Source organism: Pseudomonas sp. 25 R 14 (genome assembly GCF_900004755.1).
In the GTDB taxonomy this organism is placed as follows: Bacteria; Pseudomonadota; Gammaproteobacteria; order Pseudomonadales; family Pseudomonadaceae; genus Aquipseudomonas; species Aquipseudomonas brenneri.
The window spans coordinates 83,608-110,053 of record NZ_CVTS01000040.1 but is presented as its reverse complement, the minus strand read 5'-3'; the positions used below and the strand labels follow the sequence as shown (position 1 = coordinate 110,053).

The 26,446-nt window shown below is 61.8% G+C and carries 21 protein-coding genes; 6 read left to right on the top strand and 15 right to left on the bottom strand.

The window, feature by feature from the left end:
• Positions 1 to 44 precede the first annotated feature (44 nt).
• The 7 genes from BFQ03_RS13480 to BFQ03_RS13450 form a co-directional block, all read right to left on the bottom strand.
• Complete coding sequence (locus BFQ03_RS13480; protein ID WP_032858213.1) at positions 45 to 1,055, bottom strand: chemotaxis response regulator protein-glutamate methylesterase; 1,011 nt, start codon at positions 1,053 to 1,055, stop codon at positions 45 to 47.
• Positions 1,052 to 3,340, bottom strand: coding sequence for a hybrid sensor histidine kinase/response regulator (locus tag BFQ03_RS13475; protein ID WP_032858214.1), 2,289 nt, complete (start codon positions 3,338 to 3,340; stop codon positions 1,052 to 1,054). The genes BFQ03_RS13480 and BFQ03_RS13475 overlap by 4 nt, the downstream gene beginning before the upstream one ends.
• On the bottom strand, positions 3,337 to 4,035 hold the full coding sequence (locus tag BFQ03_RS13470; protein ID WP_032858216.1) for a chemotaxis protein CheW: 699 nt from the start codon (positions 4,033 to 4,035) through the stop codon (positions 3,337 to 3,339). The genes BFQ03_RS13475 and BFQ03_RS13470 overlap by 4 nt, the downstream gene beginning before the upstream one ends.
• Positions 4,032 to 5,297, bottom strand: a complete 1,266-nt coding sequence (locus BFQ03_RS13465) for a CheR family methyltransferase (protein ID WP_032858217.1) — start codon at positions 5,295 to 5,297, stop codon at positions 4,032 to 4,034. Before BFQ03_RS13465 ends, BFQ03_RS13470 begins: the two co-directional genes overlap by 4 nt.
• Positions 5,294 to 5,818: a chemotaxis protein CheW gene (locus BFQ03_RS13460; protein ID WP_032858218.1), complete on the bottom strand. Its 525-nt coding sequence runs from the start codon at positions 5,816 to 5,818 to the stop codon at positions 5,294 to 5,296. Before BFQ03_RS13460 ends, BFQ03_RS13465 begins: the two co-directional genes overlap by 4 nt.
• Positions 5,818 to 7,440 (bottom strand): methyl-accepting chemotaxis protein, encoded by a 1,623-nt coding sequence (locus tag BFQ03_RS13455; RefSeq protein ID WP_065943331.1) that lies wholly within the window; start codon positions 7,438 to 7,440, stop codon positions 5,818 to 5,820. The genes BFQ03_RS13460 and BFQ03_RS13455 overlap by 1 nt, the downstream gene beginning before the upstream one ends.
• A gap of 148 nt (positions 7,441 to 7,588) precedes the next feature.
• Positions 7,589 to 8,299, bottom strand: a complete 711-nt coding sequence (locus tag BFQ03_RS13450; protein ID WP_032858220.1) for a tellurite resistance TerB family protein — start codon at positions 8,297 to 8,299, stop codon at positions 7,589 to 7,591.
• Between the two features lie 333 nt (positions 8,300 to 8,632).
• Between BFQ03_RS13450 and BFQ03_RS13445 the strand changes: the two genes are divergently transcribed.
• A complete protein-coding gene (locus tag BFQ03_RS13445) occupies positions 8,633 to 10,258 on the top strand; it encodes a glucan biosynthesis protein D (RefSeq protein ID WP_032858221.1) in 1,626 nt (541 codons plus the stop codon).
• A gap of 47 nt (positions 10,259 to 10,305) precedes the next feature.
• Here BFQ03_RS13445 and BFQ03_RS13440 read toward each other — a convergent pair whose 3' ends face one another.
• A complete protein-coding gene (locus BFQ03_RS13440; RefSeq protein WP_032858222.1) occupies positions 10,306 to 10,491 on the bottom strand; it encodes a hypothetical protein in 186 nt (61 codons plus the stop codon).
• A gap of 252 nt (positions 10,492 to 10,743) precedes the next feature.
• On the opposite strand from BFQ03_RS13440, the gene BFQ03_RS13435 reads away from it, so the two are divergent.
• Both BFQ03_RS13435 and BFQ03_RS13430 read left to right on the top strand, forming a co-directional pair.
• Entirely contained in the window at positions 10,744 to 11,340 is a 597-nt protein-coding gene (locus BFQ03_RS13435; RefSeq protein WP_032858224.1) for a TetR/AcrR family transcriptional regulator, read from the top strand.
• Positions 11,341 to 11,342: 2 nt separating this feature from the next.
• Entirely contained in the window at positions 11,343 to 12,515 is a 1,173-nt protein-coding gene (locus tag BFQ03_RS13430) for a DUF418 domain-containing protein (protein ID WP_032858226.1), read from the top strand.
• A 79-nt stretch (positions 12,516 to 12,594) separates the two neighbouring features.
• Here BFQ03_RS13430 and BFQ03_RS13425 read toward each other — a convergent pair whose 3' ends face one another.
• The 3 genes from BFQ03_RS13425 to BFQ03_RS13415 form a co-directional block, all read right to left on the bottom strand.
• On the bottom strand, positions 12,595 to 13,701 hold the full coding sequence (locus BFQ03_RS13425) for an NADH:flavin oxidoreductase/NADH oxidase (protein WP_032858228.1): 1,107 nt from the start codon (positions 13,699 to 13,701) through the stop codon (positions 12,595 to 12,597).
• A gap of 169 nt (positions 13,702 to 13,870) precedes the next feature.
• Entirely contained in the window at positions 13,871 to 15,580 is a 1,710-nt protein-coding gene (gene recJ, locus BFQ03_RS13420) for a single-stranded-DNA-specific exonuclease RecJ (protein WP_065943330.1), read from the bottom strand.
• Between the two features lie 161 nt (positions 15,581 to 15,741).
• Positions 15,742 to 16,284, bottom strand: coding sequence for a YaeQ family protein (locus BFQ03_RS13415; protein ID WP_032858231.1), 543 nt, complete (start codon positions 16,282 to 16,284; stop codon positions 15,742 to 15,744).
• Positions 16,285 to 16,432: 148 nt separating this feature from the next.
• Between BFQ03_RS13415 and BFQ03_RS13410 the strand changes: the two genes are divergently transcribed.
• Both BFQ03_RS13410 and BFQ03_RS13405 read left to right on the top strand, forming a co-directional pair.
• Complete coding sequence (locus BFQ03_RS13410; RefSeq protein WP_032858232.1) at positions 16,433 to 17,632, top strand: CaiB/BaiF CoA transferase family protein; 1,200 nt, start codon at positions 16,433 to 16,435, stop codon at positions 17,630 to 17,632.
• Positions 17,633 to 17,657: 25 nt separating this feature from the next.
• Complete coding sequence (locus BFQ03_RS13405) at positions 17,658 to 18,542, top strand: TIGR02285 family protein (RefSeq protein WP_032858233.1); 885 nt, start codon at positions 17,658 to 17,660, stop codon at positions 18,540 to 18,542.
• 170 nt (positions 18,543 to 18,712) lie between these two features.
• On the opposite strand, the gene BFQ03_RS13400 is transcribed toward BFQ03_RS13405, so the two are convergent.
• Positions 18,713 to 18,997 (bottom strand): DUF3509 domain-containing protein, encoded by a 285-nt coding sequence (locus tag BFQ03_RS13400; protein ID WP_032858347.1) that lies wholly within the window; start codon positions 18,995 to 18,997, stop codon positions 18,713 to 18,715.
• Positions 18,998 to 19,268: 271 nt separating this feature from the next.
• Here BFQ03_RS13400 and BFQ03_RS13395 point away from each other — a divergent pair, with 271 nt between their 5' ends.
• Entirely contained in the window at positions 19,269 to 19,931 is a 663-nt protein-coding gene (locus BFQ03_RS13395; RefSeq protein WP_032858234.1) for a response regulator, read from the top strand.
• A gap of 2 nt (positions 19,932 to 19,933) precedes the next feature.
• Here the strand turns inward: BFQ03_RS13395 and BFQ03_RS13390 are convergent, their stop codons facing one another.
• From BFQ03_RS13390 to thrC, 3 genes are all read right to left on the bottom strand, one after another.
• Positions 19,934 to 21,169, bottom strand: coding sequence for an EAL domain-containing response regulator (locus BFQ03_RS13390; protein WP_032858236.1), 1,236 nt, complete (start codon positions 21,167 to 21,169; stop codon positions 19,934 to 19,936).
• Between the two features lie 73 nt (positions 21,170 to 21,242).
• On the bottom strand, positions 21,243 to 24,788 hold the full coding sequence (locus BFQ03_RS13385; protein ID WP_083204847.1) for an ATP-binding protein: 3,546 nt from the start codon (positions 24,786 to 24,788) through the stop codon (positions 21,243 to 21,245).
• A 182-nt stretch (positions 24,789 to 24,970) separates the two neighbouring features.
• Positions 24,971 to 26,380, bottom strand: coding sequence for a threonine synthase (gene thrC, locus BFQ03_RS13380; protein ID WP_032858238.1), 1,410 nt, complete (start codon positions 26,378 to 26,380; stop codon positions 24,971 to 24,973).
• Positions 26,381 to 26,446: the final 66 nt, after the last annotated feature.

Sequence of the window (26,446 nt, the reverse complement as noted above, 5' to 3'; positions counted from 1 at the left end):
CACCTGAATTACTACGTGCAGGCCAGGACAGCGAGTTATATCGGTCATTTTGCGAATACCTCCAGCAATCGTGGCGCAATTCTGTCCAATGGGCGAATCTCAACAGCGGCATCAATCGCCGCCGCCGCTTTGGGCATGCCGTAAACTGCACAGCTCTGCTGATCCTGAGCGATGGTCAGATAGCCCTGCTGACGCATCAATTTGAGTCCCTGGGCTCCGTCGCGTCCCATGCCGGTCAGCAATACGCCGACGGCATCGCCGTTCCAGTGGCTGGCGACGCTCTCGAAAAACACGTCGATGGACGGCCGATAAATCTCGTTCACGGGCTCCGCCGTGTAGGCCAGCGTGCCGTTTTTCAGCAGCCGGATATGATGATTGGTGCCGGCCAGCAATACCACGCCGCTTTGTGGTGGTTCTCCCTCGCGCGCCAGACGCACCGGCAGGCCCGAGGCGCTGCTCAGCCACTCGGCCATGCCGGCGGCGAACACCTGATCCACATGCTGCACCAGCACAATGGCTGCCGCAAAGTCCCGAGGCAAGCCCTTGAGGAGGATTTCCAGCGCCGCCGGACCACCTGCCGAAGAGCCAATGGCCACCAGGCTGCGGCGCTTGCCCGTACTTCGCGGATGCACCGGTTCGGCCCGCACCCGGCTGCCGCGCTGGCCAATCAGCCAGCCAATGTTGAGGATCTTGCGCAGCAAGGGCGCTGCCGCCTCCTTGGCATCACCAACGCCCAGCGCCGGGGTGTCCACCACATCCAGCGCGCCATGCCCCATGGCTTCGAACACGCGGCTGACATTCTGCTGGCGATCCACGGTAACGATAACAATAGCGCATGGCGTCTCGGCCATGATCTGCCGAGTCGCCTCCACACCATCCATCACCGGCATGATCAGGTCCATCAGGATCAGATCCGGGGTCAACTCGGCGCAGCGTTGCACGGCTTCCAGGCCATTGGTGGCAACCCACACCACTTCATGGGCCGGCTCGAAGCTCAAGGCCCGACGCAGAGCCTCGACCGCCAGAGGCATGTCATTGACGATGGCGATCTTCATGCCCGGGCGCCTCCAATCAACTCCACCACTGCGTCCAGCAGGGCATCGTCATGGAAGCTGGCCTTGGCCAGGTAATAATCGGCACCGGCATCCAGGCCACGACGCCGATCTTCTTCACGATCCTTGTAGGACACCACCATCACCGGCAGCGATTGCAGGCGAGTGTCACGGCGCAACAGTGTGACCAATTCAATACCGTCCATGCGAGGCATATCAATGTCAGTAATCAGCAGGTCGAAGTCTTCGGAACGCAGAGCATTCCAGCCATCCATGCCATCGACGGCGACCGCTACGTCATATCCACGGTTAAGTAATAGCTTGCGCTGCAATTCGCGCACGGTCAGCGAGTCATCTACCACCAGAATGCGCTTGCGCGCGGCCTCGACGGTTTGCTGGGCGCGCCGGGCAATGCGCTCCAGGCGACCGGTGTTGAGCAACTTGTCCACCGAACGCAGCATGTCCTCGACATCGACGATCAACACCACCGAGCCGTCATCGAGCAGCGCACCGGCAGAAATGTCCTGCACCTTGCCCAGGCGATCGTCCAGCGGCAGCACCACCAGCGTGCGCTCACCGATAAACCGCTCCACGGCAATCCCGTACACCGCATCCCGCTCGCGGATCACCACGACCTTGAGGGTGTCCTGACTATTTTGCCCTGGCGGGCGCTGCAACAACTGGCTGGCTGCGACCAGACCGACATGCCGGCCCTCGTGCCAAAAATGCTGGCGGCCTTCCAATTGCACGATTTCGTCGGGTTCCAGGTCACACATGCGCTCTATATGGGCCAGGGGAAAGGCGTAGGCTTCTTCGCCGACTTCAACCACCAGGCTGCGCACTACCGACAAGGTCAGTGGTACTTCCAAGTGAAAGCGGCTGCCCTGCCCCGCCGTCTGCTCCAGCACCACTGCACCGCGCAATTGGCGGACCATGTGCTGCACCGCATCCAGGCCGACGCCGCGTCCGGAGACCTCAGTAACCTTGTCGCGCAGGCTGAAGCCCGGCAGGAACAGGAACGTCAACAGTTCCTCTTCGCTCAAGCGCAAGGCTGTTTCCAGCGGCGAGAGGTTGCGTTCGACAATACTGGCGCGCAGGCGTTCCAGGTCGACACCGTTGCCGTCATCGCTCAACTCCAGCACCAGCAGACCCGCCTGGTGCGAGGCGCGCAGGCGGATCAGGCCCTCGGCCGGCTTGCCCGCCAGCAGGCGCTGCTCGGGCATCTCGATGCCGTGATCGACGGCATTGCGCAACAAATGGGTCAGCGGCGCTTCAAGTTTTTCCAGTACATCGCGGTCAACCTGGGTCTTCTCGCCCTCGATTTCCAGACGCACTTGCTTGCCCAGGCTGCGGCCCAGGTCGCGCACCATACGCACCTGCCCCGCCAGCACATCGGCAAACGGCCGCATCCGGCACGCCAGCGCCGTGTCATACAGCACCTGGGCGCGTTGCCCGGCCTGCCAGCCGAACTCATCGAGCTCGGCGGTCTTTTCTGCCAGCAGCAACTGCGCTTCGCTCAGCAGGCGGCGGGCGTCGGCCAGGGCTTCCTGGGCTTCGAGGTTCAAGTCGAGGGTCTTGAGCTGCCCATCGAGGTTATCCAGGGCCCGGGCGCCGTTGCTTTGGATACGCTTGAGGCGTTGCAGGCTGGACAGGTACGGCTTGAGCCGCTGGGTTTCCACCAGGGATTTGCTGGACAGGTCCAAGAGACTGTTCAAGCGCTCGGCCGTGACCCGCAAGACGCGCTCGCCACCTTCGGTCATGTGTTTGCTCTGGCGTGGCGCATCACTGTGGATGGGCGCAGCAGCCTCCGGCTCCAGGGGCAGTAACAGCGATTCCTCAAGGGACGGCAGCGGTTGCGGAATAGGTGCGGGCGCAGGCACAACCTTGGCGGTCGGCTGTGACGGATCGAGCAAGCGCTCCATCAGCGCCACATACGCCTCGATATCGGCCGGGCCCACGGTATTGCCCGGCGTGGCGATGCGCATCAGCAGGTCAGTGCCCTGCAACAATGCGTCGATATGTTCGGGTTGCAGGTAGAGCCGGCTCTCCTGGGCGCTGACCAGGCAGTCTTCCATCACGTGGGCCACGCTGACGCCAGCGTCGACCCCGACAATCCGCGCCGCGCCCTTGAGCGAATGTGCCGCACGCATACAGGCTTCAAGCTGATCGGCCTGGGTCGGGTTGCGTTCCAGGGCCAGCAGGCCGGCGCTGAGCACCTGGGTCTGGGCATCGGCTTCCAGGCTGAACAGCTCCAGCAGCGAGGCATCGCGCATCTGGTCGGGGGTCATGTGAGGCTCCGGGTCACGGCAGACAACAGTTGCGCCTCGTCCAGCCAGCGCAGGCTGCGGCCCTTGAACTGCAACACGCCCTGGGTGTAGCGCGCACTGGCCTGGGTACCGGAGGCAGACGCCGCGCTGAGGGTGCGCTCATCAATGGCATGGATGCCATCCACTTCATCCACCGGCACCACCACCGGCCCATCCTGCGCAGCGATGATCAACATGCGCGGCATGATCCGCCCGCCACTGGGGCCGCCGGCGGTGCTGTCGAGCCCGAGCAACTCCACCAGGGACAAGCAAGCCACCAGTGCTCCGCGCACATTGGCAACCCCGAGCAGCGCCCGGGAGCGCTGGTGGGGCAAGGAATGGATCGGCTGCAACGGCGCCACTTCCACCAGGCAACGGGTGGCGATACCCAGCCACTCCTCGCCCAGGCGGAACATCAGCAATGAACGGGTGGCAATCTCATCGTCGGCTTCTGTGCTGGCGTTGGGGTGACGGTCTTCCTGCTGCAAGGCGTAACGATCCAGCAGGCGAGTGGCCGCTGCGGAATACACCGCACAGTTGCGACAGTGGATATGCTCGGCCAGCAACGGGCAGGATTTATCGCCATGGATCCCAATGCGGTTCCAGCAATCGTCGATGGCCTGGGTATCGGCTACCGTCAGGTCCAGGTCGGTGTCCGGGGATGCGGAGCTACTCATCGTTTACGCTCACTGTCAGCGGCTCGCTCGCTACGGGCGGCACGGGCTTGCAAGCGCCGTGCCCCCGCCGTATCGCCCTGGGACTCCAGCAACGCGGCCAGGTGCATCAAGGCCTGCGGATGCTGGGGTTCCAGGTACAAGGCTTTTCGATAATACCCCTGGGCTTCCAGGGCGCTACCCGCCACATCACTGAGCAAGCCCAGCCAGTAGAACACCTGGGCCGCCGGTGGATGGTTCTGCAGGTAGCGCTCGCAGGCAGCACGGGCCTCAAGGCTTTTGCCTTCATTGGCCAGGGTCGCGATCTGACCAAGCAGATCGGCGGCATCCGAGTGCTCGGGCGCAGGCTTGATCGGTACCACCGGCGCCGCGAATGCACTGAACGGTCGGGGTTTGGTGGGGATCGGTGCAGCACTGCGCTGGGGTACCGGAGGCGGTATTGGGGCAAAGACCGGCTCAGGCGCGACTTCGGCATGACGACTGAAGGCAAACGACTGCGGCACACCAATCGAGCGCATGCCCAGGCGCCCCAGCAGGCTGCCTTCGGCTGGGCCGATAAACAGCACACCCTCAACGTGAGTCAGGCCCTTGAGCACTTCAAACACCTGCTTCTGGGTTGGCTGATCGAAGTAGATCAACAGGTTGCGGCAAAACACGAAATCATAGGTCGGCTCATTGGCCAGCAATTGCGGGTCCAGCAGGTTACCCACTTGCAGCCGCACCTGTTCACGCACCCGGTCGGCGACGTGGTAGCCGTCCTCCTCAGCGCAAAAGTGCCGCTCACGAAACTCAAGGTCCTGGCCACGAAAGGAATTCTTGCCATACACCCCGCGCCGCGCCCGCTCCACCGACAGGGGGCTGACGTCCATGCCTTGCACCTTGAACTGGTGGGGCGAAAGGCCCGCATCGAGCAGGGCCATGGCGATGGAATAGGGTTCCTCACCGGTAGAGCACGGCAGGCTGAGAATGCGCAAGGCGCGCATGTGCTTGATCTCGCCCAGCCGCGTCACCGCCAGCCGCGCCAGGGTGGCAAAGGACTCGGGATAACGGAAAAACCAGGTCTCGGGGACGATGACCGCTTCGATCAGCGCCTGCTGTTCCTCACCACTGGTTTGCAGGCGCTGCCAGTACTGATCGGCACTCAGCCCCTGCAACGCCTGGCTGCGCTGGCGCACGGCACGCTCGATAATCGCTTCGCCCACCGAGGCGACGTCCAGGCCGATGCGCTCCTTGAGGAAGTCGAAAAAACGTTGGTCATTGCTCATCTCGCCTCCCCAACGCTCAGGTCGGGGGCAAACAGCAAGGCGCGGACCTCGGCGGTGAGCAAGTCACCCACCCCGATCCACTGCATCAGCCCCCGTTCGTCTTCGCGCACCGGCCCCAGGTAGGGCGCCTGGCGATTATCCAGGCCATAGGCCTGGAAATCCGCCGGATCGCAGCGCAGGGTGTCGGTGGCCTGTTCGAGGATCAGCCCCAGCCAACGCGACTCCAGCCAGGTTTCAGGCTGATAGTTGACCAGCACCAGCCGCGTACTGGTGCGGGCCTGGGCCAGCGTGCCAAAGGTCAGGGCGCTGAGGTCGATCACCGGCACCATGTTGCCGCGATGGGCAAAGATCCCGGCGACCCACATCGGCGCATGGGCGATGGGCTTGAGCGGCAGGCGCGGCAACACCTCGGCCACTTCCGTGGCCTTGAGGGCGTAGCGCTCGCTGCCGATATGAAACACCAGGAACAAGGCTTTTTTGGCTGCCGTCACGGCGCCGCGTTTCGCCGCTGGATCACTCATCAGACTTTGAAACGCGACACGCCGCTGCGCAGACCGACCGCAACCTGGCTCAATTCATCAATGGCAAAGCTGGCCTGGCGCAGGGACTCCACGGTCTGGCTGCTGGCATCGCCCAACTGCACCAGCGCATGGTTGATCTGCTCGGCACCGGTAGCCTGGGCCTGCATGCCCTCGTTGACCATCAGCACGCGCGGCGCCAGGGCCTGCACCTGGTGGATGATCTGCGACAGTTGCTCGCCCACTTGCTGCACTTCGAACATGCCGCGACGCACTTCTTCGGAGAATTTGTCCATGCCCATCACGCCGGCCGATACCGCCGACTGGATCTCGCGCACCATCTGTTCGATGTCATAGGTCGCCACGGCGGTCTGGTCGGCCAGGCGCCGCACTTCAGTGGCAACCACGGCAAAGCCGCGTCCATATTCACCGGCCTTCTCGGCCTCGATGGCGGCGTTGAGGGACAGCAGGTTGGTCTGGTCGGCCACTTTGACGATGGTCACCACCACTTGGTTGATGTTGCCGGCCTTCTCATTGAGGATCGCCAGCTTGGCATTGACCAGATCGGCGGCGCCCATCACCGAGTGCATGGTTTCTTCCATGCGGGCCAGGCCTTGCTGGCCGGAACCGGCGGCAACCGAGGCCTGGTCGGCGGCGGTGGACACTTCGGTCATGGTGCGCACCAGGTCCTTGGACGTGGCGGCGATTTCCCGCGAAGTGGCGCCGATTTCGGTGGTGGTGGCCGCCGTTTCGGTGGCGGTCGCCTGTTGCTGCTTGGAGGTGGCGGCAATTTCGGTCACCGAGGTGGTGACCTGCACCGACGAACGCTGGGCCTGGGATACCAGGGCAGTCAGCTCGGTCATCATGTCGTTGAAGCCGGTCTCGACCGCGCCGAATTCGTCCTTGCGCTCCAGGTTCAGACGCTTGCTCAGGTCGCCGGTGCGCATGGTTTCGAGGATATCGACGATGCGTTTCATCGGCGCCATGATTGCGCGCATCAGCAGCAGCCCGCACAGGGCGGCGGCGAGGACTGCCAGGAGCAGCGAAACGCCCATGCTGATTTTCGCCGCAGCCACGGCGTCATCGATGGCGGCGGTGGCTTCATCCGCGACCTTTTTGTTCTCGTTGATGATGTCGTTGAGCTTCAAGCGCCCTGCGGTCCAGGCCGGGGTCAGTTGCTCGTCGAACATCTTGACGGCCTCGGTTTCCTTATTGGCCATGTGCAATTCCAGCACCTGGGCCAGCACCTTGTTGTAGTTCTGGTGCAGGGCTTCGAAGGTATCGAACTCGGTGCGATCCTGATCGAGATTGATCGTACTGGCATAACTGGCCATGTGCTGCTCAAGGCGCTGCTCAAACGACTTGTATTCCTGCTTGTCGGCGTCAGAAACCCCCAGGTGCTCACGCAACCCGATCAGTTCCTGAGTCTGCAGGTAGCTGTCGACCCAGGCGCTGCGGATCATCGAACTGAAAAACACCCCTGGCACTGCGTCGTCGCGCACCTGGTTTTCACTCGCTTCAATCTTCAGCAACCGTGAGTACGAGACCACAACCATCAGCAGCATGATGGCGATAATGACCGCAAAGCTCGCCAAGATGCGTTGGCGCAAGGTCCAGTTCTTCACAGTATTTCCTCAAGGGCCGATCAAATGCCGAGGAGTATAGCTGAGGCAGTGCCATCATTTATCAATGGGTTGTGGGCCAGTTCTCAAGGAATACAAAAACACCCCGCAGCGCAGGCGCATACGGGGTGTCGGTAGAGCATGCTGCCGTTCACACGGTGGCTTGGCGCACCTGTTTTTCCAACTCGGCCTTGAGGCCGGGTTCCAGCTTGAGTTGACGGGCCAGCTCGTCAAGGTAGGACTTCTCCATGAAGTTCTCTTCGTCCACCAGCATGACGCTGGCGATATACATTTCGGCGGCCATTTCCGGCGTGCTCGCGGCGCGGGCCACATCCGTGGGGTCCAGGGGTTTGTTAAGTTCGGCATGCAGCCAGTGCTGCAGTTCCTGGTCATTGTCCAGCTTGACGAACTCACCTTCGATCAACGCGCGCTCGCGCTCGTCCACATGCCCATCGGCTTTGGCCGCTGCCACCAGGGCCTTGAGAATGGCCTGGCTATGCAGCTCGACCTGGGCCGGTGGCAGGCGGTCGAGGGTTTGCGGCTCGCCTTTGGGCGCGCCGGCCTGCTGGGCCTGCCAGTTGCCGTAGGCCTTGTAGGCAATCACGCCTAATGCTGCAAGACCACCATAGGTGAGGGCTTTGCCGCCAAACTTGCGGGCTTTTTTATTGCCCAGCAACAGGCCCATGGCCCCGGCGGCCAATGCCCCGCCACCCGCGCCGCCCAACAGGCTGCCAAGGCCGCCGCCACCAAGCAGGCCGCCGAGTGCACCTTTGTCATCGCCTTTACGTTGACCGCCAGCCTTGTTTTGCAGCATGTCCTGGCCGGACTTGAGCAACTGATCAAGCAATCCACGGGTATTCATTCATAGCCTCCAGAGACTTGGGTTCATAGGATCAATAGGCTCTCAGCGTAAAACTAAGTGCCAATATTCCTGGATATAGAGTGCTTCCAGATGTAACTCAACTGGGGTTGGGGTTGGGTACATATCCCCCTTTACCCCCCTGCTGACACGTCTTGTTTCATATGCAACGCCATCATCCCGCTATCAATCAATTTTCCTTCCCCATCGAACCCCTTAAGCTATCGGGTATCTGTTTAAAGTCCGCTGCGTTTGGCCGAAGGCATGTCCGAACCGTTATTTCTGATCCAGCACGCGCCAGGAACGGCCCGGGATTGCTCACCACAGGTTGTATTTATGCACCGCAGGAATTTGCTCAAAGCGTCCATGGCCATCGCGGCCTACACCGGGCTGTCGGCCAGTGGCCTGTTGGCCGCCCAGGCCTGGGCCGGTAATCGTGCAGCCGATGGCGACGCCAAGGCGTTCGACTTCGATTGGCTGAAGAGCCAGGCCAAGCAACTGGCCGGCAAACAGTATCAGGACACCAAGCAGGTACTGCCGCCCACCCTGGCGACCATGACCCCGCAAAATTTCAATGCCATCGGCTACGACGGTAATCATTCGCTGTGGAAAGACCTCAAAGGCCAGTTGGACGTGCAGTTTTTCCACGTCGGCATGGGCTTCAAGACCCCGGTGCGCATGCACAGTGTCGACCCCAAGACCCGCCAGGCGCGGGAGGTGCATTTCCGCCCGTCGCTGTTCAACTATGAAAAAACCACAGTCGATACCCAGCAGCTCAAGGGTGACCTGGGTTTTTCTGGTTTCAAGCTGTTCAAGGCCCCGGAGCTGGATCGTCACGATGTGGTGTCTTTCCTTGGCGCCAGTTATTTCCGCGCGGTGGATAACACCGGCCAGTACGGCCTTTCGGCCCGCGGCCTGGCCATCGACACCTACGCCAACAAACGCGAAGAGTTCCCCGATTTCACCCAGTTCTGGTTCGAGACGCCGGACAAGGACAGCACCCGTTTCGTGGTCTACGCCCTGCTCGACTCGCCCAGCGCCACCGGCGCTTACCGCTTCGACATCGACTGCCAGGCCACGCAGGTGGTGATGGCCATCGACGCCCATATCAATGCGCGTACCGCTATCCAGCAGATGGGCATCGCGCCGATGACCAGCATGTTCAGTTGCGGCACCCATGAACGGCGCATGTGCGACACCATCCACCCACAGATCCACGACTCCGACCGCCTGGCGATGTGGCGTGGCAACGGTGAGTGGATCTGCCGCCCGCTGAACAACCCGGCAAAGCTGCAATTCAATGCCTTCGCCGATAAAGACCCGAAAGGTTTCGGCCTGGTGCAGACCGACCATGAATTCGCCAGTTACCAGGACACCGTCGACTGGTACAGCAAGCGCCCGAGCCTGTGGGTAGAACCGACCACCGCGTGGGGTGAAGGCTCTGTCGACCTGTTGGAAATCCCTACCACCGGCGAGACCATGGACAACATCGTCGCCTTCTGGACCCCAAAGAAACCGGTGGCCGCCGGCGACTCCCTGACCTTTGGCTACAAGCTCTACTGGAGCGCCCTGCCCCCGGTCAGCACGCCGCTGGCACAGGTCAATGCCACCCGTTCCGGCATGGGCGGTTTCACCGAAGGCTGGGCGCCGGGCGAGCATTACCCGCCGGTCTGGGCCCGCCGTTTTGCCGTGGATTTCAAGGGTGGTGGCCTCGACCGCCTGCCCGCAGGCACCGGGATCGAGCCGGTGGTCACCTGTTCCCATGGTGAAGTGAAAGACTTCAGCGTGCTGGTACTCGACGACATCAAGGGCTATCGCATTCTCTTTGACTGGTACCCGACCAGCGACAGCGTGGAGCCGGTGGAAATGCGCCTGTTCATTCGCAGCAATGACCGGACCTTGAGTGAAACCTGGTTGTACCAGTACTTCCCGCCAGCCGCGGACAAGCGCAAGTACACCTGATGCATGCGTTCCCACGCTGGTTACGGCGTGGGAACGCCCCACCCGATTCAGAAACGCGAAATGCTCTTCATTGCCCCGATCAAATAGCGCATTGCCACTTGATCGTTTTCGGTCAAGGCACGGTACTGCTCAAGCAGTTGCGCCTCATCCGAGCTCAGCCGGCGGCCATGCAATGACAATTTGCGGCTGAAAAAAAGCGCCAGAACCCCTGCGACACCAATGGACTTGGCCATGGAATGTTTCTCCGTTTAATAAACAACAACTCCCGCCCCACAACTCTGTCCGCGAAGTGCAATACCTCAGCGAGCAAACTGACTGACTTCCTGGGCCAGAAGCCGTCTTACTTCAAGCGTAGAAACTATCCAGACGCTTGTGAGATTTTTTTAGAGCATTCACTTAAATAATTGCCTTGAAGCAAAAAGCTTGCAGAAAATTCTTACACCTCATAAATTGAGTGACCACTCAATTAATTAATGAGACCCAGCGTGCGCACCATTGATCCCCAGCAACGCGAAAGCAAACGCATGGCCCTCCTGGACGCCGCGTCCCAGTGTTTTGCCGAGGCGGGTTTTGTCGCCACGCGTACCGCTGACATCTGTGCCCTGGCCGGCATGAGCGCCGGCAATCTGTTCCACTATTTCGCCAGCAAGCACGAGGTGTTGCTGGCGCTGGTGGCCCGCGAAGGTGAAGAGATCCAACAGGCCATGGCACCGCTGGCCAAGGCGGCGGATCCAATGGCGCAGCTGCTGGCCTTCCTCGATCAGGTCTGCCAACTGGCCTGCGACCGCCACTACGCAGGCCTGGCGCTGGAGATCTCGGCCCTGGGGCATCGCGACGAAGCCGTGGCGCGCCTGGTGAAGGCCAATGACCGCGCCTTGCGTGACGGCCTGCAGGCACTGGTACTGGCGGCGGATAAGGCCGGGCAATTGCAGACCTCATTGAGCGCGCCAGAAGCCGCCAATTGGCTCGCCGCCCTGATCGACGGCATGTTCGCTCGCGTGGCTGCCGACCCGAACTTCCACCCCGCGCAACAGACCACGGTCCTGCAAGGCTTGGTGGTTCACCTTCTACAGGGGCGTTGAACATGCCATCAGTAACCAATGCACGCTTGATACAAGTCGACGCGTTACGCGGGTTTGCCCTGCTGGGCATTCTCAGCGTCAATATCTGGGCCTTTGCCGATCCCTATTACGCCTCGATCTCCAGCAACCCGGCCTACACCCGTTCACTCGATCATGGGGTGCGCCTGCTGGTGGCCTTGCTGTTCGAAACCAAGTTCTACCTGCTGTTCTCCTTTCTGTTTGGCTACAGCTTCACCCTGCAAATGGCTGCCGCCGAGCGTGCCGAGGCTGCATTTGTCCCGCGTATGCTGCGCCGGCAACTGGCACTGTTGGCGCTGGGCCTGGCCCATGGCGCCCTGCTGTACTACGGGGAGATTCTCTCCACTTATGCGCTGTTGGGCCTGGTGCTGCTGGCCGCGCGCAACCTGTCACCGGCCCGCGCCCGACGGTGGGCGATCAGGCTGGTGGTAGTCGCCTGTTCGACCTGGATGATCCTGGGGGTTTTGCAGGGATTGGCGGGCGAGGCCAGCAGCGCCACCAACGGTGACGCCTCGGACAAACTGGCAGCCTTTTCCGGCAGTGCCTGGCAGACCTTGCAGTTTCATAGCCTGCATCTGTGGGAAACGTTGCCGGCGTTGTGGCTGCTGCAAGGGCCGAGCGCCCTGGCGATGTTCCTGTTCGGCTATGCCGCCGGACGGCAACACTGGCTCGCCTCGCCGCCGGCCTGGAAGCTGCAACGCTTGCTGAAAGTCACTGCTCCCGTGGGCCTGTTCGGCGCCTTGATCTACGCCCTGGCAGCCGCCTACGCGCCCGGCGGCGGCCTGGAAACCTTTGCCTTCGGCCTCGGCCAACTGACCGCCCCGTTGCTCACCGCCACGTATTGCTTGTTGATGCTCGCACTGTTCAACACGCCTGGCGGCGCGCGACTGTGCACACTGCTGGCCCCCCTGGGCAAGATGGCCTTGAGCAATTACCTCCTGCAGTCGGCCGTGCTGGGGCTGCTATTCACCGGCTATGGTGCAGGCTGGATCAACCAAATCGAGCCATGGCTGCTGCTGCCAATCGCCGGTGTGATTTTTATCGGGCAGATGTGGCTGAGTGCGCGCTGGCTGCGCCGCCATCCCTACGGACCGTTCGAATGGTTGTTGCGAGCCGTGACTTTGCTGGCCTGGCCGAGCTGGCGGCGCAGCGAATAAACCTCAGGGGAGCGGGCGATGATAGGCAAGAAAAAACCCACCGCGATCAACGGTGGGTTTGGCTGACAAGCGCAAACAGTCAGTCGCGCAAGTCAGACTCATGGATCGGCTGGTCGCGGTGGGTGGCCCGCTGGTATTGCGCCGGCCAAATCGCCTTGCGCCCGCCCAGGTCGTCATCGGCATGCAGTGGCCAATACGGGTCACGCAACAGTTCCCGGGCAAGAAAGATGATATCGGCCTGATAGGTGCGCAGAATATGTTCGGCCTGGGCCGGTTCGGTAATCATCCCCACGGTGCCCGTGGCCATGCCGGACTCCTTGCGCACGCGTTCAGCGAAGCGCGTTTGATAACCAGGCCCGATAGGAATTTCTGCGTTGGCCGCCGTGCCACCGGAGGACACGTCGATCAGGTCGACGCCCAAGTCTTTCAGGCGGCGCGCCAGCTCCACGGTTTCGTCCGGGTTCCAGCCATCCTCCACCCAGTCGGTGGCCGAGACACGCACAAACAGCGGCAGCTCTTGCGGCCACACCCCGCGCACAGCCTCGGTAACTTGCAGCACCAGGCGGATGCGGTTTGCAAAGGAGCCGCCGTATTGATCCTGCCTCTGATTGCTCAGGGGCGAGAGAAACTGATGCAGCAGGTAGCCATGAGCCGCATGGATTTCCACCACTTTGAACCCGGCGCTCAAGGCACGCTTGGCGGCGGCCACGAAGTCAGCAATCACCTGTTGGATTTGCCCTTCATCAAGCTGTTTCGGCGCCGTGTGCTGCGGGTCGAAGGCTATCGGCGAGGGCCCAACGGGTACCCAGCCACCGTCTTCGGGCTTGACGCTGCCATGCTTGCCGAGCCACGGCCGATGGGTGCTGGCCTTACGCCCGGCGTGGGCCAGTTGAATGCCTGCCACCGCCCCTTGGGCGCTGATAAAGCGGGTAATGCGCTGCAGGGGTTCAATCTGGGCATCGTTCCACAGCCCCAGGTCCTGGGCGGTGATCCGGCCATCGGCGGTCACGGCGATCGCTTCGCTGAAAACCAACCCGGCGCCCCCGACAGCGCGGCTGCCCAGGTGTACCAGGTGCCAGTCATTGGCCAGGCCATCGACGGCGGAGTACTGGCACATCGGCGACACGGCAATGCGGTTGAGCAGGGTCAATTGGCGCAGGGTATAGGGTTCAAGCAACAGACTCATGGGGCACCTCTTCTCGTATCCGGTGGGCATTGGCTCCAGGGTTCTGTCTGACCGGTGCACGTGACGAGAAGATGAAAGGCCCGTCCCCTTCGGGCTAAAAACAGACGAGGTCACCAGACCAATCACACAGTGCTTAGAGACTAGTCGACAACCGGGGATTGCACAGGGTTCAGCGTGGTTCGATGTGGGCAATCATCAATTGCACGGTTTCCTGGCCACGGAATTCATTCACATCGAGCTTGTAGGCCAACTCTACCCAGCGAATGGTCGGGTTCGGCCAGACTTCGCGGTCGATACCAAAGGCAATGCCATCGAGTTTCACCGCGCCACACTCGCTCTTGAGCACCACCTTGAGGTGACGCTCGCCCACCACCCGCTGCTCCACCAGTTGAAACACCCCGTGAAACAGCGGCTCGGGAAAATGCTGGCCCCAAGGCCCGGCATTGCGCAGGGCGCGAGCCAGTTCCAGGTGAAACTCCTCCACCGCCAGGGTGCCATCGGACAACAGGCGCCCGGTAAGGTCTTCTTCACGCAGTTGCCGGCGTACTTCGGCGTCGAAGGCTTCGGCGAACAGCGGGAAGTTCGCTTCAGGCAAGGTCAAGCCCGCCGCCATGGCGTGGCCGCCGTATTTGGCGATCAGGTTCGGGTGCTGGCTGGCCACCACCGCCAGGGCATCGCGGATATGGAACCCCGGCACCGAACGCCCGGAGCCCTTGAGCAGACCGTCACCGGCATCGGCAAAGGCGATGGTCGGGCGGAAATAGCGCTCTTTCATACGTGAAGCCAGAATCCCGATCACGCCCTGGTGCCACTCCGGGTCGAACAGGCACAGGCCAAATGGCATCGACTCCACCGGCAAGTCCTTGAGCTGGGCCAGGGCTTCACGCTGCATGCCCTGCTCGATGGCCTTGCGGTCCTGGTTCATGCCATCCAGTTGCGCGGCCATTTCCCGGGCCTGGGCAAAGTCGCTGGTGAGCAGGCACTCGATGCCCAGGCTCATGTCATCCAGGCGCCCGGCCGCATTGAGTCGTGGGCCAAGAATAAAACCCAGGTCGGTGGAGGTGATACGTGCATGGTCGCGCTTGGCCACTTCGAGGATCGCCTTGATGCCTGGCCGTGCACGCCCGGCGCGGATACGCTCCAGGCCCTGATAGACCAGAATGCGGTTGTTGGCATCCAGCGGTACCACGTCGGCCACACTGCCCAGGGCCACCAGGTCGAGCAGCTCGCCGATGTTGGGCTGTGGCTGCTTGTCGTACCAACCCAGGCTGCGCAAGCGCGCACGCAAGGCCATCAGCACGTAGAAAATCACCCCCACGCCGGCCAGGGCCTTGCTGGGGAACGTGCATCCAGGCTGGTTCGGGTTGACGATGGCATCGGCCGCCGGCAGTTCATCGCCGGGCAAGTGGTGGTCGGTGACCAGCACCTTGAGCCCCGCCGCCTTCGCCGCCGCCACGCCTTCGACACTGGAGATGCCGTTGTCCACAGTGATCAGCAACTGCGGCTCACGCTGCAAGGCCACGGCAACGATTTCCGGGGTCAGGCCGTAGCCGTATTCGAAGCGGTTGGGCACCAGGTAATCGACATGGGCAGCGCCGAGCAAGCGCAGGCCAAGGGTGCCCACGGTGCTGGCGGTGGCGCCGTCGGCGTCGAAGTCGCCGACGATCAGGATGCGCTGGCGCTGCTCCAGGGCCGTCACCAGCAAGTCCACGGCAGCCTCGATCCCCTTGAGCTGCTGATACGGAATCAGCCGCGCCAGGCTTTTATCCAGCTCATCCTGCGAGGTCACGCCACGGGCGGCGTAAAGACGGGTCAGCAACGGTGGCAATTCACCGAGGAACGGCAGGACGGCGGGCAATGGGCGGGGATCGATACGCATGGGGTGATGGGGGCTTCTCTAGCTATAGATAAAAATGCTCATCCTGTAGGAGTGAGCTTGCTCGCGAAGAACGCATGGGCACCGCATTCATTCTGGATACCCGCGTTATCGTTGATGCCCTTCGCGAGCACGCTCGCTCCTACAGAGGGCGGTGTTGAGTATTAGCCGCGTTCGCCGACCAGCCACTGCAGCTGCACTTCGTGCTGGCCGCGGTCATCGGTGACGAAGATCGTGCCTTCGCTGATCATCACGTCCCACTTGATCACCCGCGGCATGTCCTTGGCCAGGGTTTCCAAAACTTCCTGGGGCACCGCAGCGATGTGTACGTTCTTCAGGTTATTGGCCACCGGCACCACCTTGCCTTCCCACACTCGCAGGCTGCCATAGGCCAGCAGACTGGTACGCTCGGTGCGACGCGAACACCAGGTCAGGCGGTCAGCATCGGGCTGGCCGACTTCGATCCAGTGCAAAACCCGATCATCCAGGCTTTTTTCCCACAGGGCTGGTTCGTCTACATCTGACAGTCCGCGACCAAACGACAACTGCTCGTTGTACCAAAGGGCGTAGGCCAGCAAACGCACGGTCATGCGTTCTTCGGTTTCCGAGGGGTGACGGGCGATGGTTTGCTTGACGCTCTCGTACACCGAACGATCGAGGTCGGTCAGGTTGAGTTCAAACTTGTAGGTCGTGGACGGCTGGGCCATGAACGGGCTTCTAGAGACAGGAAAAGGCGGCCAGTCTAACCGATGGCGAGGTCATTCAACGAATCCTGCGCTGTATCATCCTTATCCCTGCACCGCTCGCCTATGTTAAAAGGCAATACACACCTGCCCTGCGCTTGTAAGGATCCTCATGTCGTTTACCGCCAAACCGCTTGCCGGCCTGAAAGTCATCGAACTGGGCACTTTGATCGCCGGCCCGTTCGCTTCGCGCATTTGCGCCGAGTTCGGCGCTGAAGTGATCAAGGTCGAATCCCCCGACGGCGGCGACCCGCTACGCAAATGGCGCAAGTTGTATGAAGGCACGTCACTGTGGTGGTTTGTGCAGGCGCGCAATAAAAAGTCCCTGACCCTGAACCTCAAGCACCCGGACGGCCTGGCGATTCTCAAGCAACTGCTGGCAGATGCCGACATCCTGATCGAGAACTTCCGCCCCGGCGTGCTGGAAAAGCTCGGCCTGGACTGGAACACCCTGCACGCCCTGAACCCCAAACTGGTGATGGTACGGCTCTCCGGTTTTGGCCAGACCGGGCCAATGAAGGATCAACCGGGGTTCGGTGCGGTCGGTGAATCCATGGGCGGCCTGCGCTACATCACCGGTTTCGAGGACCGCCCGCCGGTGCGCACCGGGATTTCCATCGGCGACTCCATCGCCGCGCTGTGGGCAGTGATTGGCGCACTCATGGCCTTGCGCCATCGCGAGGTCAACGGCGGCCTCGGCCAAGTGGTGGATGTGGCGCTGTATGAAGCCATCTTCGCCATGATGGAAAGCATGATCCCCGAGTTCGATGTGTTCGGGTTTATCCGCGAGCGCACCGGCAACATCATGCCGGGGATCACCCCGTCATCGATCCATACCACCGCCGATGGCAAGCATGTACAGATTGGCGCCAATGGCGATGCGATCTTCAAGCGTTTCATGCAGGCCATCGGCCGTGAGGACCTGGCCAATGACCCGCAACTGGCCAGCAACGATGGTCGCGACAGCCGGCGTGACGAGTTGTATGGCGTGATCGACCGCTGGGTCAACGGCTTGCCACTGGCGCAAGTGGTGGAACAGTTGAACCTGGCCGAAGTACCTGCCAGCCGGATCTACAGCGCCGAAGACATGCTCGGCGACCCGCAATACCTTGCCCGGGAAATGTTCCTCAAGGCCCAATTACCCGACGGCAAGGATTTCAAGATGCCCGGCATCGTGCCCAAGCTTTCGGATACACCCGGCAGTTGCGAGTGGGTCGGGCCGGAACTGGGCGAGCACAATGGCGTGATCCTTCAATCATTGGGCTACGACAGTACCGCCGTGGCCCGTTTGCGCAAGGATGGCGCGATCTGATGCGGTTCGGAGCACGCTCAAGATAATGGCCGGCCGCTTCATCAGGGCGCTGCGGCGCTTGTGGCTCATCGCCCCGCTGCTCGGGGCCTGGCCGCTATCGAGCCTGGCACAGGAGACGTTGACCTGGGTGGTGCGCGACCTGCCGCCGATGACCATTTTCGAGGGTCCGAAACAAGGCCAGGGCAGCGTGGACAAACTGCTGGCGTTGTTGATCGAACGTCTGCCGCTTTACCACCACCAGATCCAGCACGTCAACCGCGCCCGTGGCATGCAAATGCTCCACGCGCCCTCCCTCACCTGTGATCCGTCGTTGCTGTGGACACCGGCGCGGGCCAAGACCATCGTCTTTTCCACCCCGGCCTTCGCCGTGTTGAGCAATGGCATTGCCATTCGCCGTAGCCAACTGGATGCCATGGCGCCGTATGTGGCTGACGGCACGTTCGATCTGGCGAAATTTCTTGATGGGCAGCAGTCCCGTCTTGGGGTGATCGCCGAACGCAGCTACGGCTCCGGCATTGACGAGCAGTTGAGCCACGCCGCACCGCTCAAGGTGACGCCCCACTACGGCAACGAAGCCCTCGGCAGTCTGTTGCAGATGCAGCGCCTGGGTCGGTTGGAGGCCGTGCTGGGGTACTGGACGGAAATCCGTTATCAGGCTGCACAACAGGGCCTTGATCCCCAGGACCTGCTGTTTTATCCCATCAGCGGCACGCCGCGTTATCAGCGCATCCATATCGCTTGCTCGAACTCCCCGCTGGGGCGTCAGGCCATGAGCCATATCAACCGCGAATTACAGAATATTCCACAGGAACCGTTACTCCAGTCCTACGCCAACGGGCTGGACCCGCTGATGCGCGAGCAATACCTCAGGGACAACCCGAGGTTTTTCAACGAAACGTCGCAACCTTGATAAATCCCAGGCAAAAAGAAACCCCGAACAGTGGGGAGACAACTCGGGGTTAAACGTGGCCTACAAAGACCAGTACAACAAGCTACAAGCACCGGAGCACAATGCTTGATCTTGTTGTTACATCGTCTGACTCACCCTCCTGTAGGAAGGTTCCAAAGATAAAAATTTCTTCATGCCTGGGCGGTGATGCGCGTCTGGGCAGCGTTGCGCAAGGCCGCAATCACCGAGGGTTCCAGGCGCCCTTCAGCGATTTTCAGGTCGCGGTGCAGGCAATCCACCACGTCCACCAGGGCGCGTTTGTCGCTCAATTGTGCGCGATCCACTTCGCGCTCGACCACGATAGCCCCCGTAGGGTTCTTCACCGTCACCAGACACTCGCCGTGTACACCCGAGGCAGTCAGCGTGACCTGATAAGGGCTCAGCGCTTCACCGAGCAATAGGCTGATACTTTCCATCTCGATCACCACTCAATCATGGGAGAAATAAATAACCACTACTGTAGGAGCGAGCTTGCTCGCGAAAGATTCAACAATAATGCGGGCATCTTGAATGAACGCGGTGTGTTTGAGTTTTTCGCGAGCAGGCTCGCTCCTACAGGTAAATGACCTTCGTGCGAAGCACAAAGTTCGCCTTTGAGCTGAGCCTATCGAGCATGCATGGCAAAGATGACAGAGAGAAAACAGCCGCCGACAGGCTAGAATCCCCTGATTATTGCCGGAGTCCACCGTGAGAGACGCGTCTGAACAGCCCTTGCGCATTATCATCGCCGACGATCATCCGATTTTCCTGATTGGTTTGCGTGCAGTGCTCGAACGCGACGCGCAGGTGCGCATCGTCGGCGAGGCCAACTCGCCCCAGGCCCTTACCGCCCTGCTGCAACACTGCCCCTGCGATGTACTGGTCACCGATTTCATGATGCCCGCCGAACCCCAGGCCGATGGCCTGCGCCTGATCGAACACCTGCGCCGGCATTACCCGGACCTGCCTATCGTGGTCGTGACCATGCTCAATAACGCCGGCCTGTTTCACTCGATCCTGGAGCTGGGGGTCATGGGTCTGTTGAGCAAGGCCAGCCTGGCCGATGAGCTGCCCGACGCCATCGCTCAGGTGCGCCAACAGCGGCCTTATGTCGCGCGCACGATCAATCAGGCGCTGGCCCTGGCCGGCCAGGTGGGAGCTGATCGCCTGCACTCACAGCAGCAATTGTCGCCTCGGGAGCTGGAAGTGATCCGCCTGTTGGCGGGGGGCAAGACGGTGGGCGAGATTGCCGCCCATCTCAATCGCAGCAAACAGACCGTCAGCGCGCAGAAAGTCAGCGCCATGCGCAAGCTAGGGCTGATCAGCGATGCCGCGTTATTCATCTATGTGCAGGAACACGGGCTGGCCTGAGATCAAAACATCACGGTAGGCGCCGCCGATTGCGCAACCCACGGTTGCAGCGCCTGGGCGCTCATTGGCCGGGCGATCAGGCAACCTTGCAGCCAGGCCGGCCCCAGTGCACAGACCGCATCACGGTCGGCAAGGGTTTCAATGCCGGTCACTACCACCCCCACCCCCAAATGCCCGGCCATGCTCATGGCCCCGGCAACCACCGCACACTTGCGCTCGTCGCCGGCCATCCCGCTGGCAAATGCCGGGGGGATTTTCAACTCGGTGAATGGCAACTCCAGCAAGCGTTGCAGGCTGGTGCCGCCGATGCCGAAATCGCCAATGGACAGCTTGCAGCCGATCATCCGCAGGCGCAGCAAACCCGTGAAGTGGGCACTGTCAGTCTTCAGGCGCGAGGTTTCCACCAGTTCCAGGGTCAGGTTGTGGGCGGGTACAGCGAAGCGTTGCAGCAGGCCTTGCAGGGTCAGTGCGAAGTGATCCAGCTCCAGCAGCCGCCCGGGAATATTGACCGCCACGGGCAAGTCCTTGCCTGTGTCCTGGGACATTTGAGCGCACAGGCGCAACGTCTCTTCCAGTACATACCAGGTGAAGGCTTCTTCCAGGCCGGCCAACTCCAGCACCGGCAGGAATTCGTGGGGCAACAACTGGCCTCGCTCGGGGTCTTGCCACCGTGCCAGCGCCTCCACGCCTTGCAAATCACCAGCCTGGCTGACGATGGGCTGGAACCACACACTGGCGTAGCGCTTGATTGCAGCCTCGCCGACCTTGGGCGCCAGCGGTGGTGCCTCGAACTCATTCATCCCAAGCATCTGCCGCACGCGCTCCCAGCCCAATGCCTGTGGGCTTGGCCGCAGGCGTTGCTGGCACGCAGCGAGCATTTGCCCAATCAACGTCGCCGAAGCCGGCTTGGGTGCGCAGCCCAGCACATTGAGCCCGGCCTGACGGGCCATGTTCGCCACCCCTTCCAATACATCAGGCTCGGCGTTGCTCAACAGGATCAACACCTGAGCCTGTCCGCGCTCGCCCAATTCGCGGATCAGTTCCAGGGAGTCACCTTGCTCCAGGTACAGATCGCAGATGGCAATATCCACCGGTCCCTTGCTCGCCAAAGACTGACGGGCAGCGTCAACGCTTTCGGCCGTCAACACGTTGAACACGTCATTGGCGTTAAGCATCTGGTGCAAGGCCATCAGCTGGAACGGATGATCTTCGAGGATCAGGACTTTAAGTGAGCGCATGGGAAACTTCTGTGAGCACGAGCGAGATTGCCCACACTACGCAATAGTTGGAGAGTTCCCCATAGGACGCGTCCTATTCTTGCACCTTCAGATAAGGCCGGATCTGCTGCTGCAATACCTGGATTGCCGTCGACAAGGCTTGCCAGCGCTGCGCCAGTTCATCATCCCGGTGTTCTCGCGCACTGGCCTCAAGGGCGATGCAGGCCTTGGCCAATGGCAACGCATCTACCAGGCAGCAAATGCCCTTGAGGCGGTGCAGGCTGGCCCGCAACTGCGTCAGGTCGTGCTCGGCCATGGCGCTGCCCAGCAGGTGGTGCTCATGCTCAAGGTTGTTCGAAAGCTCCTGCAACATGCTTTGCAGGATCGGCCCGTCGGCCTGGGTCATCTTGCGCAGGGCCTGCAGATCGAAAGCCCGCACAGCCGTGACCCGGGCCAGCACCTGAGTCCATTGCTCCAGCGTCACGGGCTTGACCAGCAGCACATCCAGCCCCGCCAATTGGCTGCGCCGGTCTTCGCCTTCCTGGGCGTCGGCGGTGCAGCCAACCAACGCGCAACGCGGGCGCTGCTCCTGGGCTTCTATCTGGCGAATGGCTTCGGCCAGGGCATAACCGGACATGCCCGGCATATGACAATCGGTCACCAGTACGTCAAACGCCTCGCTGCGCCAGCGCTGCAAGGCGGCCTCGGCGTTATCGAGGGCCACCACCTGATGCCCGAGGAATTGCAACTGCTGGGCCAGTACCAGGCGGTTGGCCGGCAGGTCGTCGACAATCAGCACCGACAATGCCCTACCCGCCGGCAGCAACGGCACGACGGCCGCAGGCTCAGGCAGATCATCACTGCCGACCCGGTCCAGGCGCAGGTCGATGCACACGGTGGTGCCTTCGCCCAGGGCACTGTGCAGGGTGATGTGCCCGCCCATCAGGTCCACCAGTTGCTGGCAGATGCTCAAGCCCAACCCGGTGCCGCCATGCTCGGCGGCTGTCAGTGGGCTGCCCTGGATGAACGGCTTGAACACCCGCGCCTGCTGTTCGACGCTGATGCCGGGGCCGGTATCTTCGACGCACAGGTGCAAGTATTCATGCCCCTCCCCATCCACTTGGCAGGCGACACGCAAACGCACCTCTCCGTGCTGTGTGAACTTGAGCGCATTGCCCAAAAGGTTATGCATGACCTGGCGCAGGCGCAGTGGGTCGAACCAGTAAAAGCCTTGCGCCTGGGGGTCGAAAGCCAGGGTCAGGTGCAAGCCCTTTTTCTGCGCGGTGGCTTCAAACAGCCGCTGGATACCCTCGAAGAAACCTTGCAGGTCGGTAGTCTGTGGCGCCAGTTGTAGGTGGCCAGCTTCGATCTTCGCCAGGTCCAGGCTGTCGCCCATCAAGGCGATCAGCTCGTGTGCCGAGCGGTGGGCAACCTGCAGCGCCTCGGAGACGGGAGTGCCCGAGGCCAGCGCACGCTCCTGTTCCAGCTCTAGCAGGCCGATGATCGCCGTCATCGGTGTACGAATCTCATGGCTGAGGTTCGACACAAAGGCACTCTTAGCGAAATTCGCGTCATCGGCGGCGCGGCGCGCATCCATCAGTTGGGTCTCCAGGACCTTGCGCTCGTTGATATCGACCCAACCACCGAGCAGCCCCTGCAACCGCCCCTGGGCATCATAGAACGGCACGGTCCACTGATAGACATGGGCGGTGCCGCCGTTGAAGTCCAACTGACGGTCGATAAACAGCGATTGCTGCGTGACCAACTGCTCCATGTGCCCCACATGCAGGCGCAAGGCCGTGGCGGCGGGCAGTATTCCACTCTCCGGCAGGGTCAGGCCCTGGATCTGCTCAAGCCGGGTGGCCAACTGCTGCTCATAACTTTTGTTGCACGTGACCAGACGGCCTTCGAGGTCACGCACAAACACCGGGTTGGGCATGCCATCGAGCAGCGCACGCTTGAACGCCAACTGGTCATTGAGCCGCTGCTCGGCCTCGACGCGCTGGCGAATCTGGCGCTTGAGCCGGCTGTTCCAGACCAGCGACACCAGGACAAACAGGATGGCCGTGGCGACCGTCCAATAGGCCCACGGCGGCACCCGCTGCCAGGCCGGCACCGGGACGGCCACTGCGCCCATCCAGCGCAAGCGCAGGGCACTCAACTCCGCCACCGGCATTGCTTCAAGGGCCTTGTTCAAAATACTCAGCAGCTCGGGATGGTCCTTGCGTACCGACAGGCTGTCGCTGGACCACTTGCCATCGACGCTGCGACCGGCGCGTAACTCATCGGCCGGATAACTCTGCACCTCCACTTCACTCTGGATAGTCGCTGCCGCATCACCCCGGGCCACCAGGGCGCGGGCCTCGGTGTAGTTGGGCACCAACCGCAGCCGGATCCCGGGGTATTCGCGACGGATATACGCTTGCAGCACATGCCGCGCCGGCAGCGCCAATACCTCGCCCGTCAGTTGGCTAAGGCTGGTCAGCGGCGGCGCATCCAGACGTTCGACAAACACCCAGCCGGCACCGCCAAACCCATGGCTGAAATCGAGAAAGCGCCGACGCTCGGTGTTTTCCACCAGGGTGGTACTCATGTCTGCGCCGCCCGTTTCCAGGAGTGCGAGGTTTTGCGCGGTGGAAAACACTTCCTCCATGACGAACTGCAAACCGGTCATGCGCGAGAGACGGTTGAGCAAATCGACGTTCAATCCGACCCAGCGGCCATCCTTGTCCTTGAACACATAGGGCGAGTATTGCTGGGACGCCACCACGACATGGGGATGGTGCAGTACCCAGGCCTGCTCGGCTGCCGATAAGGGGATGCGTTCGCCGGCAACGTCAACCCCAAGGCCGGTGGTCCAGCGGGCCAGGATCTCGCGGCGCACCGAGTCATCGATGCTCTGCAGCGCGCGGTCCATCATCTGGCCCAGCAAGGGGTCGGCCTGGCGCGTGGCAAAGGCAAAGCCAATTGGCGCCAGGCGGCTTTGCTCCTTGATCTGCATGCTCAGGTAAGGGCGCAGGGACTTGTAGGCACGCACGATCACTTCATTGCCGATAAAGGCATCCACATCGCCCTGCTCCAGGGCTTCCAGGCCGCTGTAGAGGTTGGGGGCCAGCATGATGTGGCTTTGCGGGTAGGCCGCATGCACGTTCTTGACGTTCGCGTAGCCGTCGAGCAACACCACCTTCTTGTCCTGGAGCGCGTCGTTCTGCGCGGCGTCGTCACCGCGCATCACCACCACCGAGCGGTCGGGCATATAGTCTGCGGTAAAGGCCAGGCCGGGCACGTCACGTTCGTAGCCATTGGCGCTGGTGAGGATGTCGATGCTACCGGCGCGCAAGGCCTCCACGGCCTGGGCCCGCTCGGCAAAGCCCATCACCTGCATCGGTACGCCGAGCCGGGCACCCACCAGGCTCAAGTAATCAGCGCTGATGCCCTGGTAGCGATTGCGATCGCGGGTGATATCAATCGGTTGGTAATCATCGATGGAGATCCCCACTTTCAACGTGCGGTGACGCGCCAGCCATTGCTGTTCGGCCGGGGCCAGGGTCATGGGTGACAGGGCGATAAACGCCGGCACCAGATTGAACGGCAGGCTGACGGCGGCCAGGCTGGCCGGCAGGTGGCCGAGTAGCAGCATGCTCAATAGGCACTGGTGCCATCGAATCGTGAACCGCACTGCGGGGGTTTCCTTGTGGGTTATTTGACGCGAAGCTCCCACAGGGGGAGTGCGGTGAGCGATGTACCCCAAATAAAAACGACGCTTCCCATTACTGGGTAAACGCCGTTTTTTCAAGCGAACAGCATTGGATCAGCCAGCTCTCAGAGCGGTTTCCCACGATTGCCATGTTGGCTGACAAACGCCTGGATGGCTTTCAGGTCGTTAGGCAGCACGGTGCAACGCTCTTCACGCTCGAACAGGTCCGCCAGGTGCGTCGGCAGTTCCAGGGCCTTGCCGACACCGGCCTTCTGCACCGCCTCGGGGAATTTCACCGGGTGGGCGGTGCCGAGGATGACCATCGGGATATCCAGGCTGCGGCGGCATTCACGCGCGGCCTTGACGCCAATGGCGGTGTGCGGGTCCAGCAGCTCGCCGGTCTGGGCGTAGACTTCGGCAATGGTCTCGCAGGTCTGGGCATCGTCCACGGCCAGGGAGTCGAACAACTTGCGGGTTTCGGTCCAGCGCTCCTGGTCGACGCTGAAACCGCCACCTTGCTTGAAGCTGTCCATCAGGCCGGCCAGGGCTGCACCGTTGCGACCATGCATGTCGAACAGCAAACGCTCGAAGTTCGACGAGACCATGATGTCCATCGACGGCGACAGGGTCGCGTGCAGGGTTTCCTTGACGTACTGGTTGCCGCTCATGAAGCGGTGCAGGATGTCGTTGCGGTTGGTGGCGACGATCAACTGGTTGATCGGCAGGCCCATGTTGCGCGCCAGGTAACCGGCGAAGATATCGCCGAAGTTGCCGGTTGGCACCGAGAACGACACCGAACGTGCCGGCCCGCCCAACTGCAGCGAGGCGTGGAAGTAGTAGACGATCTGGGCCATGATCCGCGCCCAGTTGATCGAGTTCACCGCCACCAGGCGCGTGCCCTTGAGAAAGCTCTGGTCGGCGAAGCTGGCCTTGACCATTTCCTGGCAGTCATCGAAGTTGCCTTCGACGGCGATGTTGTGGATGTTCTCGCCAAAGAGGGTGGTCATCTGCCGGCGCTGCACGTCCGACACACGGTTGTGCGGGTGCAGGATGAAGATATCGACGTTTTCGCAGTGCTTGCAGCCTTCGATGGCCGCCGAGCCGGTATCACCGGAGGTGGCACCGATAATCACCACGCGCTCGCCGCGTTTCTCCAGCACGTAGTCCAGCAGGCGACCGAGCAGTTGCAAGGCGAAATCCTTGAACGCCAGGGTCGGGCCGTGGAACAGCTCCAACACCCATTCGTTGCCATTCAACTGGCGCAACGGGGCGATGGCGTTGTGGGAGAACACGCCGTAGGTTTCTTCGAGAATCTTCTTGAAATCGGCATCGGGGATACTGCCGGTGACGAACGGGCGCATGACCCGGAACGCCAACTCGTGGTACGGCAGGCCGGCCCAGGAGGCGATTTCTTCCTGGGTGAAGCGGGGCAGGTTTTCCGGCACGTACAGGCCGCCGTCAGTGGCGAGGCCTGCGAGCAGGACGTCTTCGAAATTCAGGGCCGGTGCCTGGCCGCGGGTGCTGATGTAGCGCATAAAAGCAAACCTTCGGTTTGGGCTTCAAGCTTCAAGCCTCAAGCTGCAAGTTAGAGCGATTCGGCT

Excerpts from the sequence above, each read along its gene's own strand:
- BFQ03_RS13410 (WP_032858232.1), top strand. The coding sequence starts at position 16,433 with ATGTCGTTTACCGCCAAACCGCTTGCCGGCCTGAAAGTCATCGAACTG.
- BFQ03_RS13475 (WP_032858214.1), bottom strand. The coding sequence starts at position 3,340 with ATGACCCCCGACCAGATGCGCGATGCCTCGCTGCTGGAGCTGTTCAGC.
- BFQ03_RS13450 (WP_032858220.1), bottom strand. The coding sequence starts at position 8,299 with ATGAATACCCGTGGATTGCTTGATCAGTTGCTCAAGTCCGGCCAGGAC.
- BFQ03_RS13480 (WP_032858213.1), bottom strand. The coding sequence starts at position 1,055 with ATGAAGATCGCCATCGTCAATGACATGCCTCTGGCGGTCGAGGCTCTG.
- BFQ03_RS13465 (WP_032858217.1), bottom strand. The coding sequence starts at position 5,297 with ATGAGCAATGACCAACGTTTTTTCGACTTCCTCAAGGAGCGCATCGGC.
- thrC (WP_032858238.1), bottom strand. The coding sequence starts at position 26,380 with ATGCGCTACATCAGCACCCGCGGCCAGGCACCGGCCCTGAATTTCGAA.
- recJ (WP_065943330.1), bottom strand. The coding sequence starts at position 15,580 with ATGCGTATCGATCCCCGCCCATTGCCCGCCGTCCTGCCGTTCCTCGGT.
- BFQ03_RS13440 (WP_032858222.1), bottom strand. The coding sequence starts at position 10,491 with ATGGCCAAGTCCATTGGTGTCGCAGGGGTTCTGGCGCTTTTTTTCAGC.
- BFQ03_RS13425 (WP_032858228.1), bottom strand. The coding sequence starts at position 13,701 with ATGAGTCTGTTGCTTGAACCCTATACCCTGCGCCAATTGACCCTGCTC.
- BFQ03_RS13430 (WP_032858226.1), top strand. The coding sequence starts at position 11,343 with ATGCCATCAGTAACCAATGCACGCTTGATACAAGTCGACGCGTTACGC.
- BFQ03_RS13390 (WP_032858236.1), bottom strand. The coding sequence starts at position 21,169 with ATGCGCTCACTTAAAGTCCTGATCCTCGAAGATCATCCGTTCCAGCTG.
- BFQ03_RS13385 (WP_083204847.1), bottom strand. The coding sequence starts at position 24,788 with ATGCTGCTACTCGGCCACCTGCCGGCCAGCCTGGCCGCCGTCAGCCTG.
- BFQ03_RS13460 (WP_032858218.1), bottom strand. The coding sequence starts at position 5,818 with ATGAGTGATCCAGCGGCGAAACGCGGCGCCGTGACGGCAGCCAAAAAA.
- BFQ03_RS13470 (WP_032858216.1), bottom strand. The coding sequence starts at position 4,035 with ATGAGTAGCTCCGCATCCCCGGACACCGACCTGGACCTGACGGTAGCC.
- BFQ03_RS13405 (WP_032858233.1), top strand. The coding sequence starts at position 17,658 with ATGGCCGGCCGCTTCATCAGGGCGCTGCGGCGCTTGTGGCTCATCGCC.
- BFQ03_RS13415 (WP_032858231.1), bottom strand. The coding sequence starts at position 16,284 with ATGGCCCAGCCGTCCACGACCTACAAGTTTGAACTCAACCTGACCGAC.
- BFQ03_RS13400 (WP_032858347.1), bottom strand. The coding sequence starts at position 18,997 with ATGGAAAGTATCAGCCTATTGCTCGGTGAAGCGCTGAGCCCTTATCAG.
- BFQ03_RS13445 (WP_032858221.1), top strand. The coding sequence starts at position 8,633 with ATGCACCGCAGGAATTTGCTCAAAGCGTCCATGGCCATCGCGGCCTAC.